Source organism: Klebsiella sp. AqSCr (assembly GCF_008452795.1).
GTDB classification, from domain to species: domain Bacteria; phylum Pseudomonadota; class Gammaproteobacteria; order Enterobacterales; family Enterobacteriaceae; genus Klebsiella; species Klebsiella pneumoniae.
The window spans coordinates 315,002-331,525 of the sequence record NZ_MJDM01000010.1; the positions used below are offsets into that span (position 1 = coordinate 315,002).

Here is a 16,524-nt window from a genome sequence, read left to right on the forward strand (position 1 = left end):
GAGCGAGGGGCTATTTGCTCAGCGTCGCCACCATCACCGCTTTGATGGTGTGCATCCGGTTTTCCGCCTGGTCGAAGACCACGCTCGCCGCCGACTCAAACACCTCGTCAGTCACCTCCATGCCGCCGTGCAGGCCGTAATCGGCAGCCATCTGTTTGCCCAGCGTGGTCTGGTCGTCGTGGAACGCCGGCAGGCAGTGGAGGAACTTGACCTGCGGGTTGCCGGTCAGCGCCAGCATCGCGCTGTTAACCTGATAGTCGCGCAGCAGGGCGATACGTTCGGCCCATTTTTCCTTCGCCTCGCCCATTGAGACCCAGACGTCGGTATAGATAAAATCGGCGCCTTTCACCCCCGCGGCGATATCTTCCGTCAGGGTGATGTTGCCGCCCTGCTGTTTGGCCAGCGCGGTGCAGGTCTCCACCAGCGCGGCCTCCGGCCAGCAGGCCGATGGCGCCACCAGGCGCAGATCCAGACCGGTCAACGCGGCGGCTTCCAGCATCGAATTGCCCATGTTGTTGCGCGCGTCGCCGGCGTAGACCAGCGTCATCTGGTTAAAGGCTTTGCCCGGCAGATGCTCTTTCATGGTCAGCAGGTCCGCCAGCAGCTGGGTGGGGTGGAACTCATTGGTGAGGCCGTTCCACACCGGCACGCCGGCGTATTGCGCCAGGGTCTCTACCACTTCCTGGCCGTGGCCGCGGTACTGAATGCCGTCGTACATCCGTCCGAGCACGCGGGCGGTGTCCTTGATCGACTCTTTATGGCCAATCTGGCTGCCGCTGGGGCCCAGGTAGGTCACGCGGGCGCCTTGATCGTATGCGGCAACTTCGAAAGAGCATCGTGTACGGGTTGAGTCTTTTTCGAAGATGAGCGCGATGTTTTTTCCTGCCAGTTTCTGGACTTCGATACCGTTTTTCTTATCGGCTTTCAGCTTTGCCGCCAGCTCGAGCAGGGCGGTGATTTCTGCAGGCGTAAAATCGAGTAACTTTAAAAAATGCTTCTGGTAAAACGCAGACATGGTTCCCTCACCTGGCATAGGCCACTAATTGAATTAAAATTCAATTTATATGTATGAATATTCATTTGCAAGTCTGTGATCGAAATCTTTCACTGAGAAGTGGAGGCAATGACGGCGGTATGTGAAAATAGGGATAACTGCCGCACATTATGAGGAACGAGCCATGGCAAACCCGGAACACCTGGAAGAACAGCGTGAAGAGACGCGTCTGATTATCGAAGAGCTGCTGGAAGATGGCAGCGATCCGGACGCACTGTACACGATTGAGCATCACCTCTCTGCAGACGATTTCGAAACCCTGGAGAAAGTGGCGGTTGAAGCGTTCAAGCTGGGCTACGAAGTGACCGAGCCCGAAGAGCTGGAAGTGGAAGAGGGTGACATGGTCATCTGCTGCGATATTCTGAGCGAATGCGCGCTGAACGCAGACCTGATCGATGCCCAGGTGGAACAGCTGATGACGCTGGCAGAAAAATATGACGTCGAGTATGACGGTTGGGGCACTTATTATGAGGACCCGAACGGTGAAGACGGCGACGACGATGACGAAGAGTATGTCGATGAAGACGACGATGGTGTTCGCCACTAAGTCGCAAATGTCGTAGATGGATACGGCGGCGCCTGCCGCCGTATAGCAAGGAACTTTCATGGATTACCCGCAGATTCTTTCCCCGATTATCAACTTCCTGCACTGCCCGACGCCGCAGGCGTGGATTGACGAAGCCCGCAAGCCGGAAAACCTGCCGCTGCTGCTGACCGACCACATGGTGTGCGAGCTGAAAGCGGCGCAGAACGCCATGCTGCTGGTGCGTCGCTACGTCGCGGATAAAGCTGACGCCGACGAACTGTTGGCCTGCCTGAAGCCGTACGAAGACTTCACCTACCGCCGGGGGCCGGAGCCGGATTTTGTCGCCCTGCATAAACGGATCAACAAAAGCGCCATGCCGCAGACCGACGACCCGTGGGGCCGCCAGCTGCTGGACAGCATGATTTTATTGATTAAAGAGGAACTGCATCACTTCTGGCAGGTGCGGGAGATGATGCTGGCGCGCGATATCCCCTACGTCAAAATCACCGCCAGCAACTATGCCCGCGGCCTGCGGCGCGAAGTGCGCTCGCATGAGCCGGTGATGCTGATCGATAAGCTGATATGCGGCGCCTATATCGAGGCCCGCTCTTGCGAACGCTTTGCCGCCCTGGCGCCGTGGCTGGACGACGATCTGCAGAAGTTCTACCTGTCGCTGCTGCGCTCCGAGGCGCGTCACTATCAGGACTATCTGGATCTGGCGCAGAAGATTGCCGGAGAAGATATCAGCGAGCGGGTGCGCCAGCTCGGCGAGGCGGAAGCGGCGCTGATCCTCCGTCCGGAGGCCGAGTTCCGCTTTCACAGCGGTGTGCCGGTAGCGGCGTAATCCACGATATTCGGGCCCTGTAGCCCCGGTAGTCACTAACACCGGCAGTTTCAGTAGCCATGGGGAGAGATAGCGTTGAGAGCTTCAGCTCGCAATGGTACGGGCCGTAGGTCGGGTAAGGCGTTAGCCGCCACCCGACAAAAAAACGGCACCGCGAGCACGGGTAAGGTGCCATCCGGGACATACCCCGGCTCGCGCTGCGCTTAGCCGGGCTACCGAACTGTAGCCCCGGTAAGCGTAGCGCTACCGGGGACGCCTGCGATATCGAGGCGCTACAGCGTTTTCAGCATCCGTACTTCGCAGTCCACGTGGCCGGTGCAGCCCAGCGGCCCGTCAATGTGCTCGAAGCCGAGATGTTCATATAAGCCGATCGCCTCCGTCAGGAAGGCGGTGGTTTCCAGATAGCAGCGCTTAAACCCTTGTTCGCGGGCGTAGTCCAGCGCCAGCAGCGCCAGCTTCTTCGCCAGCCCCTGGCCGCGGGCGCTGGTCATAAAATACATTTTCTGCAGCTCGCAGATATCCGGCTCGCTGCAGGCGAGCGGCGCGACGCCGCCGCCGCCAACCACTTCCCCCTCTTGCTCCACCACCCAGTAGGCGGAGCCCGGCTGGCTGTACAGCTCATACAGCTCATCGAGATTCGGGTCGGCGACCGTATAGCCTTTATCGGCGGTCAGGCCATATTCAGCCGAGACCTGGCGGATGACCCTGGCGATGGCGGCATTGTCTGCCGCCGTAATGCGACGCAGCAACGTCGCCGCGGGGACGCTCGTATTCATACAATGACTCATTACCCAAAAAAGACGAATGATGATGTTAATAACATCGCGACAGGGGAAAGCGCAAGCGAGGATGTTTCATAAAAAACGCCCCTTGCCGGGTGGCAAGGGGCGGGAGGATCACAGCGCGGCGATCACCGCCTGCTGCTCAATCAGCTTCGCTTTCGCTTCCGCGTAGCCTTCCAGCTTCTCGCGCTCTTTAGCGATCACTGCTTCCGGCGCGCGGGCGACAAAGCCTTCGTTGGCCAGCTTGCTCTCGATGCGGCCAATTTCACCTTCGATTTTGGCCACTTCTTTCGCCAGACGCGCCAGCTCATCTTCTTTATTGATGAGGCCCGCCATCGGGATCAGCAGCTCGGCGCCGTCGACAATCTTGGTCACCGAGACCGGACCTTTATCATCGGCAGGCAGCACGGTAATGCTTTCCAGACGCGCCAGGTTCAGCAGGAAGCTGCGGTTGTCGTTCACACGACGCTCGGCATCTTTGCTGCAGCCGCGCAGCAGCAGTTCCAGCGGTTTGCCCGGAGCGATGTTCATTTCCGCACGGATGTTACGCACGGCGACGATCGCCTGCTTCAGCCATTCGGTGTCGGCCAGCGCCGCGTCATCCACCTGAGATGCATCGTACTGCGGGAACGGCTGCAGCATGATGGTGTCGGCGGTGATCCCGCAGATCGCTTTCACGCGCTGCCAGATGGTCTCGGTAATGAACGGAATGATCGGATGCGCCAGGCGCAGCAGACCTTCCAGCACGGTCACCAGCGTATGGCGAGTCCCGCGCAGCTCCGCTTCGTTGCCACCGTTCATAACCGGCTTGGTCAGCTCCAGGTACCAGTCGCAGAACTGGTTCCAGGTGAACTCGTACAGGATGCCGGCGGCAATATCGAAGCGGAAGTTATCCAGCGCTTCGCGATATGCTTTCACGGTGTGGTTGAATTCCGCGATGATCCAGCGGTCGGCCAGGGAGAGCACCATTTCGCCGCCGTTGAAGCCGCAATCCTGATCTTCGGTGTTCATCAGCACGAAGCGGCTGGCGTTCCAGAGCTTATTACAGAAGTTACGGTAACCTTCCAGACGCTTCATATCCCAGTTGATGTCGCGGCCGGTAGAGGCCAGCGCCGCCAGGGTGAAGCGCAGGGCGTCGGTGCCGTGCGGCTCGATGCCGTTCGGGAACTGTTTCTCGGTACGCTTGCGGATTTTATCCGCCAGCTGCGGCTGCATCATGTTGCCGGTACGTTTTTCCAGCAGCTCCGGCAGGGTGATACCGTCAACCATATCCAGCGGGTCAATGACGTTACCCTTGGACTTGGACATCTTCTGGCCTTCGTCATCGCGGATCAGACCGGTCATGTAGACGGTCTTAAACGGTACCTGCGGCTTGCCGTTTTCATCTTTGATGAAGTGCATGGTCATCATGATCATGCGGGCGATCCAGAAGAAGATGATGTCGAAGCCGGACACCATCACGCTGGTCGGGTGGAACTGACGCAGGGCATCGGTGTTTTCCGGCCAGCCGAGGGTGGAGAAGGTCCACAGCGCGGAGGAGAACCAGGTATCGAGAACGTCTTCATCCTGACGCAGGGCAACGTCGGCGCTCAGGTTGTTTTCCTGACGCACTTCGTCTTCGCTACGGCCTACGTAGACGTTGCCGTCGTTGTCATACCATGCCGGGATGCGGTGACCCCACCACAGCTGACGGGAGATACACCAGTCCTGAATATCGCGCATCCAGGAGAAGTACATGTTTTCGTACTGCTTCGGTACGAACTGGATGTCGCCGTTTTCAACGGCTTCGACTGCTGGCTTGGCCAGCACGTCCGCGCGCACGTACCACTGGTCGGTCAGCATCGGCTCGATCACCACGCCGCCGCGATCGCCGTAAGGGACGGTCAGGTCGTGCGGTTTGATCTCTTCCAGCAGGCCGAGGGCGTCAACCGCCGCAACAACGGCTTTACGCGCCGCGAAGCGTTCCAGTTTCTGGAACTCCGCCGGGATCTCGCTGGAGTAGACGTCGGATTCATTGCCTTTGGTGTCGTAGACTTCCGCGCTTTCGCGGATGTCGCCGTCAAAGGTAAGGATGTTGATCATCGGCAGCTGGTGACGACGACCCACTTCGTAGTCGTTAAAGTCGTGCGCCGGGGTGATCTTCACGCAGCCGGTGCCTTTTTCCATGTCGGCGTGCTCGTCGCCCACGATCGGGATGCGGCGGTTAACCAGCGGCAGCACCACGAATTTGCCAATCAGATCTTTGTAGCGCGGATCTTCCGGGTTAACGGCCACGCCGGTATCGCCCAGCAGGGTTTCCGGACGGGTGGTGGCGACCACCAGGTAATCTTTACCGTCAGCGGTTTTCGCGCCATCGGCCAGCGGGTAGCGGATGTGCCACATGGAACCTTTCGATTCGCGGTTTTCCACTTCGAGGTCGGAAATGGCGGTGCGCAGTTTCGGGTCCCAGTTAACCAGGCGTTTGCCGCGGTAGATCAGGTCTTCTTTGTACAGGCGAACAAAGACTTCTTTCACGGCATTGGAAAGCCCCTCGTCCATGGTGAAGCGCTCGCGCTCCCAGTCCACGGAGTTGCCGAGACGGCGCATCTGACGGGTAATGGTGCCGCCGGATTCCGCTTTCCACTGCCAGATTTTGTCGATAAAGGCGTCGCGGCCGTAGTCGTGGCGGGTTTTCCCTTCTTCAGCGGCAATCTTACGCTCAACCACCATCTGGGTAGCGATACCTGCGTGGTCGGTACCGGCCTGCCACAGGGTGTTTTTGCCCTGCATGCGCTGGTAGCGAATCATGGTATCCATGATGGTTTGCTGGAAGGCATGACCCATATGCAAACTGCCGGTGACGTTCGGCGGCGGGATCATGATGCAGAAGCTCTCCTGGCTTTCATCACCATTCGGTTTGAAATAGCCCTGCTTTTCCCAGTGCTCGTAAAGCGGCTGTTCGATATCTTGTGGGTTGTATGTCTTTTCCATTATTTCCAGGTTGCCGTGTTCAGGTTGAAACCAGCCATGCGGTACGCCTTATAGCGTTCGCGCGCCAGTTGTTTCAGATTGTCTTCGTAAGGGACAAAGTCTATCACTTCTGTGAAAGCGGTGGCAAAATCTGCAAAGTTTAGCCGCAGGCTGATAAGAATATCCCGCGGGCTGCTGTTGCGCTTTTGCGGCCAGGCAATCTCTACCGGCGCGCCGCCTCTCGGGCCTTCGCCCGCCAGATTATGCGGCACAAAGCTCTCCGGCGGCCGCGACCACAGCGCCTCGTCGAGGCGAATCGCCTGCTGTTCATCTTCGCAGGCGATCAGGACGCGCTTGCCGTTGCGCCAACGTTCTGCGGCAATGTCACACACCAGCTGCTCGACGGCGCTCAGGCCGTCGACGGTGGCGTCATTGTCCAGAAGATAGAACGTTGCGTTTTTCATATATGGGGCTTCTTGTTGTGGATTCAAATGCAAAGCCGGGCGGCGCTACGCTTACCCGGCCTACAGTGTGCTGCCGTTTGTAGGCCGGGTAAGGCATCGCCGCCACCCGGCATGTCACATCACTCTTCGCCGTTAAAACCCGCACGATTGAGCAGGAACTGCGACAGCAGCGCCACCGGACGACCGGTCGCGCCTTTGGCCTTACCGGAACGCCAGGCAGTACCGGCGATGTCGAGGTGCGCCCAGTTGTACTTGCGGGTGAAACGCGACAGGAAACAGCCGGCGGTGATCGCGCCGCCAGGACGGCCGCCAATGTTCGCCATATCGGCAAAATTGGACTCCAGCTGATCCTGGAACTCGTCGGCCAGCGGCAAACGCCATGCGCGGTCGCCCGCCAGTTCGGAGGCGCCGATCAGCTCATGGGCCAGCGGGTTATGGTTCGACATCAGGCCGGTGATGTGATGGCCGAGGGCAATCACGCAGGCCCCGGTCAGCGTCGCCACGTCGATAACCGCTTCCGGCTCGAAGCGCTCAACGTAGGTCAGAACGTCGCACAGCACCAGGCGGCCTTCGGCGTCGGTGTTCAGCACTTCCACCGTCTGGCCGGACATAGTGGTCAGGACGTCACCCGGACGATAGGCGCGGCCGCCAGGCATGTTTTCACAGCCCGCCAGCACGCCGATGACGTTCAGCGGCAGCTGCAGTTCGGCAACCATCCGCATCACGCCGTACACCGCCGCCGCGCCGCACATGTCGTACTTCATCTCGTCCATGCCTTCGGCAGGCTTGATGGAGATACCGCCGGAGTCGAAGGTCAGGCCTTTACCGACCAGCACGATAGGGCGCGCGTCCTCAGCCGGGTTACCTTTATATTCGATGACCGACATCAGCGACTCGTTCTGCGACCCATTGCCGACGGCGAGGTAGGCGTTCATCCCCAGCTCGCGCATCTGCTGTTCGCCGATCACCCGGGTGATGACGTTTTTGCTGTAGGTATCGGCCAGCTGACGCGCCTGAGAGGCCAGATAGGCGGCGTTACAGATGTTCGGCGGCATATTGCCAAGATCTTTCGCCGCTTTGATGCCGGCGGCAATCGCCAGGCCATGCTGAATGGCGCGTTCGCCACTGGTCAGCTCGCGACGGGTCGGCACGTTAAAGACCATTTTACGCAGCGGGCGACGCGGCTCGCTTTTGTTGGTCTTCAGCTGGTCGAAGCTGTACAGCGTCTCTTTGGCGGTTTCAACCGCCTGGCGAACTTTCCAGTAGTTGTTACGGCCTTTGACGTGCAGCTCGGTCAGGAAGCAGACGGCTTCCATTGAGCCGGTATCATTCAGGGTATTGATGGTTTTCTGGATGACCTGCTTATACTGACGCTCATCCAGCTCGCGCTCTTTGCCGCAGCCAATCAGCAGAATGCGCTCAGACAGAATGTTTGGCACATGGTGCAGCAATAACGTCTGGCCAGGTTTGCCTTCCAGCTCGCCGCGACGCAGCAGGGCGCTGATGTAGCCGTCGCTGATTTTATCGAGTTGTTCGGCGATGGGGGAGAGGCGACGTGGTTCAAAGACGCCGACCACGATACAGGCGCTCCGCTGCTTCTCCGGGCTACCGCTTTTTACACTGAACTCCATGCACTATGCTCCTGAATCTTAAAGACAACAGTGGTGGCTACGGCTATACTCGTCGCCTTTCAAGTTGCAGATGCGCCGGCTGCGCCTGCTTACCCTGACGTGGCACATTGTGCGCGCCAGGGGCCACAGCCCTGCTGCCTTCTTACAACTCGAAATCCATTGAGTATATAATTGCAAGCTTTCGTAACTCATATCCGCTGTTGCGGTGACTTCGTGTTAATCTTAACGTTATTAAGGCCTGGGTTCGTCAGAAAAGATCCTGACATGCAGAACCGATGAGTCATTTAATCTTAGCGACGTTTTCGACGACCAAAGAGAATAAATGACGTTTAAGCCATGAAACAAGCAATTTTCCTGCACTAAAACGGGTTTTTACGGGCGTATTTATAGTGATAATCATAAGATATCTGGTTCGTGAGACGCTGAAAAGCCAGTTGGCGATCCTATTCATCCTGTTACTGATTTTCTTTTGTCAGAAATTAGTCAGGATCCTCGGCGCCGCGGTGGATGGCGATATCCCAACCAATCTGGTGCTCTCGCTGTTGGGGCTCGGCATCCCGGAGATGGCGCAGCTTATCCTGCCGTTAAGTCTGTTCCTTGGCCTGCTGATGACCCTCGGCAAGCTGTACACCGAAAGTGAAATTACGGTGATGCACGCCTGCGGCCTGAGCAAAGCCGTGCTGATCAAGGCGGCGATGATTCTCGCGCTGTTCACCGGCGCGGTGGCGGCGGTGAACGTTATGTGGGCGGGGCCGTGGTCGTCGCGCCATCAGGACGAAGTGCTGGCCGAAGCTAAAGCTAACCCCGGTATGGCGGCGCTGGCCCAGGGCCAGTTCCAGCAGGCCAGCGATGGTAACGCGGTGATGTTTATCGAAAGCGTCAACGGCAACCGCTTCCATGACGTCTTCCTTGCCCAGCTGCGTCCGAAAGGCAATGCGCGCCCCTCGGTGGTGGTGGCGGATTCCGGCGAGCTGTCGCAGCAGAAAGACGGCTCGCAGGTGGTGACCCTCAACAAGGGCACCCGCTTTGAAGGCACCGCGATGCTGCGCGACTTCCGCATTACCGACTTCAATAACTATCAGGCTATTATCGGCCACCAGGCGGTGAGCGCCGATCCGGACGACACCGAACAGATGGATATGCGCACCTTGTGGAAAACCCACACCGACCGCGCGCGCGCCGAGCTGCACTGGCGCTTCACGCTGGTGGCGACCGTCTTCATTATGGCGCTGATGGTGGTGCCGCTCAGCGTGGTGAACCCGCGTCAGGGCCGCGTGCTGTCGATGCTGCCGGCGATGCTGCTTTACCTGGTGTTCTTCCTGCTGCAAACGTCGATTAAGTCGAACGGCGGCAAAGGCAAAATGGACCCGGCTATCTGGATGTGGGCGATTAACCTGCTCTATTTTGCGCTGGCGGTGCTGTTAAACCTGTGGGACACGGTGCCGATGCGCCGCTTCCGCGCCCGTTTTAATAAAGGAGCGGCCTGATGCAGGCGTTTGGCGTACTTGACCGTTATATCGGTAAGACGATTTTCAACACCATCATGATGACCCTGTTCATGCTGGTGTCGCTCTCCGGCATTATCAAGTTTGTCGATCAGCTGAAAAAGTCCGGGCAGGGCAGCTACGATGCGCTGGGCGCTGGTCTCTACACCATCCTCAGCGTGCCGAAGGACATCCAGATCTTCTTCCCGATGGCGGCGCTGCTTGGCGCGCTGCTGGGGCTGGGGATGCTGGCCCAGCGCAGCGAACTGGTGGTGATGCAGGCATCAGGTTTCACCCGGCTGCAGGTAGCGCTGGCGGTAATGAAAACCGCGATCCCGCTGGTGCTGCTGACCATGGCCATCGGCGAGTGGGTGGCGCCGCAGGGCGAACAGATGGCGCGCAACTACCGTGCCCAGCAGATGTACGGCGGCTCGCTGCTCTCAACCCAGCAGGGGCTGTGGGCGAAAGATGGCCACAACTTTGTCTATATCGAACGCGTAAAAGGCAACGATGAGCTGGGGGGCGTCAGCATCTATGCCTTCAACCCGGAGCGTCGTTTACAGTCGGTGCGCTATGCCGCTTCGGCAAAATTCGATAGCGAAAATAAAGTGTGGCGTCTGTCGCAGGTGGATGAATCCGACCTGACCGATCCAAAGCAGGTGACCGGGTCGCAGATGGTGAGCGGCACCTGGAAAACCAACCTGACGCCGGACAAACTGGGCGTGGTTGCCCTGGATCCGGATGCGCTGTCGATCAGCGGGCTGCACAACTATGTGAAATACCTGAAGTCCAGCGGCCAGGATCCGGGACGCTACCAGCTCAATATGTGGAGCAAAATCTTCCAGCCGCTGTCGGTGGCGGTGATGATGCTGATGGCGCTGTCGTTTATCTTTGGCCCGCTGCGTAGCGTGCCGATGGGCGTCCGGGTGGTGACGGGGATTAGCTTCGGCTTTATCTTCTATGTCCTCGACCAGATTTTCGGCCCGCTGACCCTGGTCTACGGCATACCGCCGATCATCGGCGCGCTGTTGCCGAGCGCCAGCTTCTTCCTGATAAGCCTCTGGCTGATGATGCGCAAGGCCTAGCGGGTAAGCCTGAAACGTAAGCCCCCTCAGCGATGAGGGGGCTTTTTTTTAGCGCTTGCGTCCGCCCAGCAGGCTGCCCAGCATGCCGCGGACGATCTGATTGGTGACCTGGCGAACCGCGCTTTTCGCTGCGGTCTGCACGATACCGTCGCGTTTACCGCCTCGCGGGCCGGTGCTGCCGAACAGGATATCTTTCAGGCCGCCAAGCAGCCCGTCGTCATCGCCGTTCTGCTGGCCCTTCGCCGGCGGAGCCGACTGCTGCCCGGTGGCGACCTGCACCCCTTGCTGCAGCATTTCGAAAGCCGACTCGCGGTCCACCTCCTCCTCATACTTGCCGTACAGCGGCGAGTGGTTCAGCAGACCATTGCGCTCGTCATCGCTGACCGGCCCCATTCGCGAGCAGGGGGCGATAACCATCGCCCGCTCGACCACCGACGGGCTGCCTTTCTCATCGAGGAAGGAGATCAGCGCCTCGCCGGTGCCCAGCTCCTGGATCGCCTGCTCGGTACTGAAGGCCGGGTTGGCGCGCATGGTCTGGGCGGCGGTTTTCACCGCCTTCTGGTCCTTCGGCGTAAAAGCGCGCAGGGCATGCTGCACGCGGTTGCCCAGCTGGCCGAGCACGGCGTCGGGAATATCCGCCGGGTTCTGCGAGACAAAGTAGACGCCGACGCCCTTGGAGCGGATAAGGCGGATCACCTGTTCAATTTTATCCAGCAGCACCTGCGGCGCGTCGTTGAACAGCAGATGCGCCTCATCGAAGAAGAACACCAGCTTCGGTTTATCGAGGTCGCCGGCTTCCGGCAGGCGCTCGTAGAGCTCGGAGAGCATCCACAGCAGGCTGGCGGCGTACAGCTTCGGCATCTGGTAGAGCTTTTCGGCGCTAAGGATATTGATCACCCCTTTACCGCTGGCATCGACGCGCATCCAGTCGGCAATATCCAGCATCGGCTCGCCGAAGAAGTGCTCGGCGCCCTGTTGCTCCAGGGTCAACAGCCCGCGCTGGATGGCGCCGATCGAGGCGCTGTTAATATTGCCGTACTGGTTCTGGAAAGACTTGGCGTTATCGCCGATAAACTGGGTGATGGCGCGGAGGTCTTTGAAGTCGAGCAGCAGCAGGCCGCGGTCGTCCGCGATGCGGAAAATAATGTTCAGTACGCCGCTCTGCACCTCGTTGAGATTGAGCAGGCGCGCCAGCAGCAGGGGGCCGAGATCGGAAACCGTCGCCCGCACCGGGTGGCCCTTCTCGCCAAAGATATCCCAGAGCACCACCGGGTTGGCATGCGGCTCCCAGTCGCTGACGCCGATCTTCTCCAGCCGCGCCTGCAGTTTCTCTGAGCTCTGCCCCGCGGCGGCAATGCCGGTCAGGTCGCCCTTGACGTCGGCCATAAATACCGGCACGCCAATCTCCGAGAACGACTCAGCCAGCTTCTGCAGGGTGACGGTTTTACCGGTGCCGGTCGCACCGGTGATAAGCCCATGGCGGTTGGCCATCGCGGGCAGTAAATAGAGCGCGTTATCCAGCGTGCGCGCAATCAACAGGGGTGAGCTCATGGTCGATTCCTCCATTTATCCTGCGACGATTATAGGCAACCTCGTCGTCCGGCGTTGGGAAAATCGTCACGCGCCGCGCACGCTGTACCGTGAGGGTCTCAGGCGCAGTGGCGCTGGATGAGCGCGATGCTCTGCTCAATTTCGCGCTCGATATCCGCTTCGCTCCATTGCGCCAGCTCGGGGGCGAAGGGCTCAAAAGCGTACACCCCCTGATAGCCGCGGGCTTCCAGCGCTTTAACCTGCTCGCAGGTGCCGAGACGATCCTTCGGGGTTAGCATGATGCGCTCGGCATCGGTGAGCTGCTCGCGCGGACGGCTATCGTCAACTCCTGAAAGGTGCACCAGCCCGATATCCGCCACCTCCACCTGGCTGAACTCGTCCGCCGCCTGCGGGTAAAGATGGTGATGGAAGGTGTCGAGCAGCAGCTTAAACGGCACGCGGGCGTCGTGGATCAGCGTCTGCGCCTGATGTGCAGAACGCAGCGAGCTTTGCGGGAAGCCCAGCGGCTCCACCAGGCCGTGGATGCCATAGAAGGCAAACAGCGGCGCCAGGTCGCGCAGGGCGCCCAGGGTTTCGCTGGCCGGCACCTCGCTGCCGTCGTTGAGCGGACAGAGCACCAGCGATTTGGCGCCGATGGCCTGGGCCTCTTTCAGCAGCGATTCGGTCAACTGCCGCACCTCTTCGCTACGACGGTTAAAGGGGTAGACCGCGTTAATCGTCAGGATCTCGATGTGGTAGCGCGCCGCCAGCTCGCGCACCTGCTGATGGCTCAGATCGTCGGTCACTTTTCCACTGGGTAAATCGTTGCGCAGCTCGACCTTATTCAGGCCCAGACGGTTCACCAGACGGAAAAACGCTTCAATGCTGAGCGCTGGCGCGATTTTGCGGTTAATACAAAAACGTTGCATTGCGATGGCCATAGGACACTCCTGACGGAAGAGGGGTAGGTTCGTTCAATTGGCTAACAGTCAAAACGTTTATTCCAAAATTAGCAAGAATGGAAATGATGAATGTTTGAGCTGTCTCGCAAAATATCACCGGCACCGACTACCGGCGCGACAGCGGCGGGAAGCCTGGCGTCGAGGGCAACGAGGCGCGATGCGGGAAGCGCACAGGCGACCGGTTAGCGCAAAATGCGACTGTTATCACCAAAATGAAATTTCATTTCACAACAATGTTGAAATATAAATTTCATTTTACTACGGTTATAGCACAGCAGAATCAGCGACGGGCCGGTGTGCGCTGGCCCCCTTCACTATGAGGCGAGAACATGACGATCACAGGAAACTTTATTGGCGGGAAAACCGTTATCAGCAGCAGCAACGAAACGATGCCGGTGTATGACCCGGCGACGGGCAAAGCGGTGCGCGAAGTCACGGTGTCAACCGCGCAGGAAGTCTCCGAGGCGATTCAGGTTGCTCGCGATGCGTTTGACAGCTGGTCCCGTACCACGCCGCTGCGCCGCGCCCGCGTGCTGTTCAACTTCAAAATGTTGCTGGAGCAGCACGTGGAAGAGCTGGCGGGGATCATCGTCAGCGAGCACGGTAAGGTGTGGTCGGATGCGCTGGGCGAGCTGACCCGCGGTATGGAAGTGGTCGAATTCGCCTGCGGGATCCCGCACCTGATTAAAGGCGAATACTCCTCTGACGTCGGCACCGGCGTCGACAGCTACTCGTTGATGCAGCCCCTGGGCGTGGTGGCAGGGATCACCCCGTTCAACTTCCCGGCGATGGTGCCGATGTGGATGTTCCCGCTGGCGCTGGCCTGCGGCAACAGTTTCGTCCTCAAGCCGCCCGCGCTGGCGCCGACGGCCGCTGTGCGTCTGGCAGAGCTGTTGAAAGAGGCTGGTCTGCCGGACGGCGTGTTTAACGTCGTGCACTGCAGCAATGAAGATGCTGAGCAGCTGTACACTGATCCGCGTATTGCGGCGGTGAGCTTCGTCGGCTCCTCCGGCGTGGCGGAGTATATCTATAAGACCGCCAGCGCCCACGGCAAGCGAGTGCAGGCCTTCGGCGCCGCCAAAAACCACGCGATTGTGATGCCGGATGCCGATCTCGACGCTACCGTTAACGCCATTATGGGCGGCGCTTTTGGCTCCGCAGGCGAGCGCTGCATGGCGCTGCCGGTGGTGGTGGCGGTGGGAGATGAAACCGCCGACAAACTGATCGCCCGCCTGAAGCCGCTGGTGGAAGCACTGAAAGTAGGCCCGGGCTGCATGCGCGGCCAGGAAGAGAACGAGATGGGACCGGTGGTGTCTGATACCCACCAGAAAAAAGTGCTCGGCTATATTGATAAAGGCGAAAGCGAAGGGGCAAAACTGGTGGTCGATGGCCGCAAACTGCGCGTGCCGGGTTACGACACGGGCTACTATGTCGGCGGCACCCTGTTCGATCACGTCACCCCGGAGATGACCATCTGGCGCGAAGAGATCTTTGGCCCGGTGCTGGGGATTGTGCGCGCGGCGGACTATGACAGCGCTCTTGAGCTGGTCAACAGCCACGAGTTTGGCAACGGCAGCGCCGTTTTCACCAGCAACGGCCACACCGCGCGTGAATTCGTCCACGACGTGCAGGCGGGGATGGTTGGGGTGAACGTGCCGGTCCCGGTGCCGATGGCGTTCCACAGCTTCGGCGGCTGGAAGCGCTCGGTGTTTGGCGCGTTGAATGTCCATGGGCCGGACGGCGTACGCTTCTACACGCGTATGAAGACCGCCACCGTACGCTGGCCGGCAGGTCAGCAGACCGTATCTGAATTCAGCATGCCGACGTTAGGTTAATCGGCGAAGGAGAGCGCCATGTCGTTACTGGCTAAATCGCGAAAAGAGGGACAGATCCAGCATATTACGCCGCAAAGCGCCGGTTGGCGCTATATCGGCTTTGATGTCTGGATGTTGAAAAAAGGGCAGACCGTGACGCTGGAGAGCGGCGATCGCGAGCTGTGCCTGGTGCTGGTCGCCGGGCTGGCGTCGGTGAAAACGCAACATGCCGATTTCCCGAATCTCGGTAAACGGATGTCGCCGTTTGAACGCACCCCGCCGTGGTCGGTCTACGTCCCGCCGCAGGATAAAGTCGAGGTGACTGCCGATTCCGATCTGGAGCTGGCGGTATGCAGCGCGCCGGGCAAAGGCCGCTTCCCGGCACGCCTCATTCGGCCGGAAGACGTCGGGGTAGAGCACCGTGGGAAAGGGCGCAACCAGCGTCGGGTGCATAATATTCTGCCGGACAGCGCCGAGGCGGACTGCCTGCTGGTGGTGGAAGTCTACACCGACGAGGGGGCCACCAGTTCGTGGCCGTCGCATAAGCATGATACCGCCCAGCCGGGCAAAGAGACGCAGCTGGAAGAAACCTACTATCACCGCTTCGATCCGCCGCAGGGCTTTGCCTTCCAGCGGGTCTACACCGACGACCGCAGCCTGGACGCCTGTATGGCGCCCTACAACCACGATGTGGTGATGGTGCCGCGCGGTTACCATCCGGTGGCGGCGATTGCCGGTTACGATAGCTACTATCTGAACGTGATGGCCGGGCCGGACCGGAAATGGCTGTTCACCTGGGAAGATGACCACGCCTGGATCAACACGCCGGAGTACCCGCGCCACGACTGACGCGCGGTGCAGAAGCGGATAAAGAAGGCCGGTTAGCGATGCTAACCGGCCTTCCTGTTTGAGGGCGGTAGGTGTTTTTTCGCGAAACGCTCCGCGGAATCCCACTCCCGACCCGGCAAGCGCAGCGCCGCCGGGGAGGACACCTCCGGCGCCATACCCGCCTTTGTGCCGGATGGCGCTACGCTTATCCGGCCTACGGCATCCTCACGTAAGCTCCTATACCCCAGGCCCGGCAAGCGCAGCGCCGCCGGGCAGGACACCTCCGGCGCCATACCTGCCTTTGTGCCGGATGGCGGCTTCGCCTTATCCGGCCTACGGGAGCCTCCCGTAAGCCCATATACCCCAGGCCTGGCAAGCGCAGCGCCGCCGGGCGATGACCACAGGCACGGCGCTGCTTTTATGCCGGGCGGCGGCTCACGCCTTGCCCGGCATACGGTTCGTGCGACCTGCCGTTAATTTATTCACCATTGTTGCTGAAACTGCCGGTGCTGACGGCCTCAAAATCGCTGAGACGTTCCCGGAAGGCCGGGGCAGCCCGCATGGATGCGGG

The 16,524-nt window shown here is 59.7% G+C and carries 14 protein-coding genes; 6 read left to right on the plus strand and 8 right to left on the minus strand.

What is annotated here, in order from left to right:
- Positions 1 to 10: 10 nt before the first annotated feature.
- Positions 11 to 1,015 carry an ornithine carbamoyltransferase gene (gene argF / locus BHE81_RS25345; protein ID WP_004178387.1) on the minus strand — a complete coding sequence of 335 codons (1,005 nt, stop codon included), beginning with the start codon at positions 1,013 to 1,015 and terminating at the stop codon, positions 11 to 13.
- Positions 985 to 1,080 (minus strand): putative translational regulatory protein ArgL, encoded by a 96-nt coding sequence (gene argL, locus BHE81_RS29180; RefSeq protein WP_370736902.1) that lies wholly within the window; start codon positions 1,078 to 1,080, stop codon positions 985 to 987. Before argL ends, argF begins: the two co-directional genes overlap by 31 nt.
- Before the next feature lie 98 nt (positions 1,081 to 1,178).
- Here argL and rraB point away from each other — a divergent pair, with 98 nt between their 5' ends.
- Both rraB and miaE read left to right on the plus strand, forming a co-directional pair.
- Positions 1,179 to 1,601: a ribonuclease E inhibitor RraB gene (gene rraB, locus BHE81_RS25350; RefSeq protein ID WP_002886947.1), complete on the plus strand. Its 423-nt coding sequence runs from the start codon at positions 1,179 to 1,181 to the stop codon at positions 1,599 to 1,601.
- A gap of 58 nt (positions 1,602 to 1,659) precedes the next feature.
- The gene (miaE, locus tag BHE81_RS25355; protein WP_004186726.1) at positions 1,660 to 2,424 is read left to right on the plus strand and encodes a tRNA isopentenyl-2-thiomethyl-A-37 hydroxylase MiaE; all 765 of its coding nucleotides are present in this window, start codon (positions 1,660 to 1,662) and stop codon (positions 2,422 to 2,424) included.
- Between the two features lie 272 nt (positions 2,425 to 2,696).
- Here the strand turns inward: miaE and BHE81_RS25360 are convergent, their stop codons facing one another.
- The 4 genes from BHE81_RS25360 to pepA all read right to left on the minus strand — a co-directional run bounded on the left by BHE81_RS25360 (position 2,697) and on the right by pepA (position 8,250).
- On the minus strand, positions 2,697 to 3,200 hold the full coding sequence (locus tag BHE81_RS25360; protein ID WP_004152275.1) for a GNAT family N-acetyltransferase: 504 nt from the start codon (positions 3,198 to 3,200) through the stop codon (positions 2,697 to 2,699).
- Positions 3,201 to 3,320: 120 nt separating this feature from the next.
- Positions 3,321 to 6,176, minus strand: a complete 2,856-nt coding sequence (locus BHE81_RS25365) for a valine--tRNA ligase (protein ID WP_002886952.1) — start codon at positions 6,174 to 6,176, stop codon at positions 3,321 to 3,323.
- The gene (gene holC, locus BHE81_RS25370) at positions 6,176 to 6,619 is read right to left on the minus strand and encodes a DNA polymerase III subunit chi (RefSeq protein WP_002886953.1); all 444 of its coding nucleotides are present in this window, start codon (positions 6,617 to 6,619) and stop codon (positions 6,176 to 6,178) included. Before holC ends, BHE81_RS25365 begins: the two co-directional genes overlap by 1 nt.
- Before the next feature lie 119 nt (positions 6,620 to 6,738).
- Entirely contained in the window at positions 6,739 to 8,250 is a 1,512-nt protein-coding gene (pepA, locus tag BHE81_RS25375) for a leucyl aminopeptidase (protein ID WP_002886954.1), read from the minus strand.
- 389 nt (positions 8,251 to 8,639) lie between these two features.
- Between pepA and lptF the strand changes: the two genes are divergently transcribed.
- Complete coding sequence (gene lptF, locus BHE81_RS25380) at positions 8,640 to 9,737, plus strand: LPS export ABC transporter permease LptF (protein WP_002886955.1); 1,098 nt, start codon at positions 8,640 to 8,642, stop codon at positions 9,735 to 9,737.
- Entirely contained in the window at positions 9,737 to 10,819 is a 1,083-nt protein-coding gene (gene lptG, locus BHE81_RS25385) for an LPS export ABC transporter permease LptG (protein WP_002886956.1), read from the plus strand. Before lptF ends, lptG begins: the two co-directional genes overlap by 1 nt.
- Before the next feature lie 48 nt (positions 10,820 to 10,867).
- On the opposite strand, the gene BHE81_RS25390 is transcribed toward lptG, so the two are convergent.
- Together BHE81_RS25390 and BHE81_RS25395 are read right to left on the minus strand one after the other, a co-directional pair.
- Positions 10,868 to 12,370: a helicase HerA-like C-terminal domain-containing protein gene (locus BHE81_RS25390; RefSeq protein ID WP_002886957.1), complete on the minus strand. Its 1,503-nt coding sequence runs from the start codon at positions 12,368 to 12,370 to the stop codon at positions 10,868 to 10,870.
- Positions 12,371 to 12,468: 98 nt separating this feature from the next.
- On the minus strand, positions 12,469 to 13,290 hold the full coding sequence (locus BHE81_RS25395) for a TIM barrel protein (RefSeq protein ID WP_002886958.1): 822 nt from the start codon (positions 13,288 to 13,290) through the stop codon (positions 12,469 to 12,471).
- Positions 13,291 to 13,640: 350 nt separating this feature from the next.
- Here BHE81_RS25395 and BHE81_RS25400 point away from each other — a divergent pair, with 350 nt between their 5' ends.
- Together BHE81_RS25400 and iolB are read left to right on the plus strand one after the other, a co-directional pair.
- On the plus strand, positions 13,641 to 15,146 hold the full coding sequence (locus BHE81_RS25400; protein WP_004177655.1) for a CoA-acylating methylmalonate-semialdehyde dehydrogenase: 1,506 nt from the start codon (positions 13,641 to 13,643) through the stop codon (positions 15,144 to 15,146).
- Positions 15,147 to 15,164: 18 nt separating this feature from the next.
- Positions 15,165 to 15,974, plus strand: coding sequence for a 5-deoxy-glucuronate isomerase (iolB, locus tag BHE81_RS25405; protein ID WP_004186731.1), 810 nt, complete (start codon positions 15,165 to 15,167; stop codon positions 15,972 to 15,974).
- Positions 15,975 to 16,524 lie beyond the last annotated feature (550 nt).

Coding starts and splice junctions, on each gene's coding strand:
- argF (WP_004178387.1), bottom strand. CDS start 1,015: ATGTCTGCGTTTTACCAGAAGCATTTTTTAAAGTTACTCGATTTTACG.
- argL (WP_370736902.1), bottom strand. CDS start 1,080: ATGAATATTCATACATATAAATTGAATTTTAATTCAATTAGTGGCCTA.
- rraB (WP_002886947.1), top strand. CDS start 1,179: ATGGCAAACCCGGAACACCTGGAAGAACAGCGTGAAGAGACGCGTCTG.
- miaE (WP_004186726.1), top strand. CDS start 1,660: ATGGATTACCCGCAGATTCTTTCCCCGATTATCAACTTCCTGCACTGC.
- BHE81_RS25360 (WP_004152275.1), bottom strand. CDS start 3,200: ATGAATACGAGCGTCCCCGCGGCGACGTTGCTGCGTCGCATTACGGCG.
- BHE81_RS25365 (WP_002886952.1), bottom strand. CDS start 6,176: ATGGAAAAGACATACAACCCACAAGATATCGAACAGCCGCTTTACGAG.
- holC (WP_002886953.1), bottom strand. CDS start 6,619: ATGAAAAACGCAACGTTCTATCTTCTGGACAATGACGCCACCGTCGAC.
- pepA (WP_002886954.1), bottom strand. CDS start 8,250: ATGGAGTTCAGTGTAAAAAGCGGTAGCCCGGAGAAGCAGCGGAGCGCC.
- lptG (WP_002886956.1), top strand. CDS start 9,737: ATGCAGGCGTTTGGCGTACTTGACCGTTATATCGGTAAGACGATTTTC.
- BHE81_RS25390 (WP_002886957.1), bottom strand. CDS start 12,370: ATGAGCTCACCCCTGTTGATTGCGCGCACGCTGGATAACGCGCTCTAT.
- BHE81_RS25395 (WP_002886958.1), bottom strand. CDS start 13,290: ATGGCCATCGCAATGCAACGTTTTTGTATTAACCGCAAAATCGCGCCA.
- BHE81_RS25400 (WP_004177655.1), top strand. CDS start 13,641: ATGACGATCACAGGAAACTTTATTGGCGGGAAAACCGTTATCAGCAGC.
- iolB (WP_004186731.1), top strand. CDS start 15,165: ATGTCGTTACTGGCTAAATCGCGAAAAGAGGGACAGATCCAGCATATT.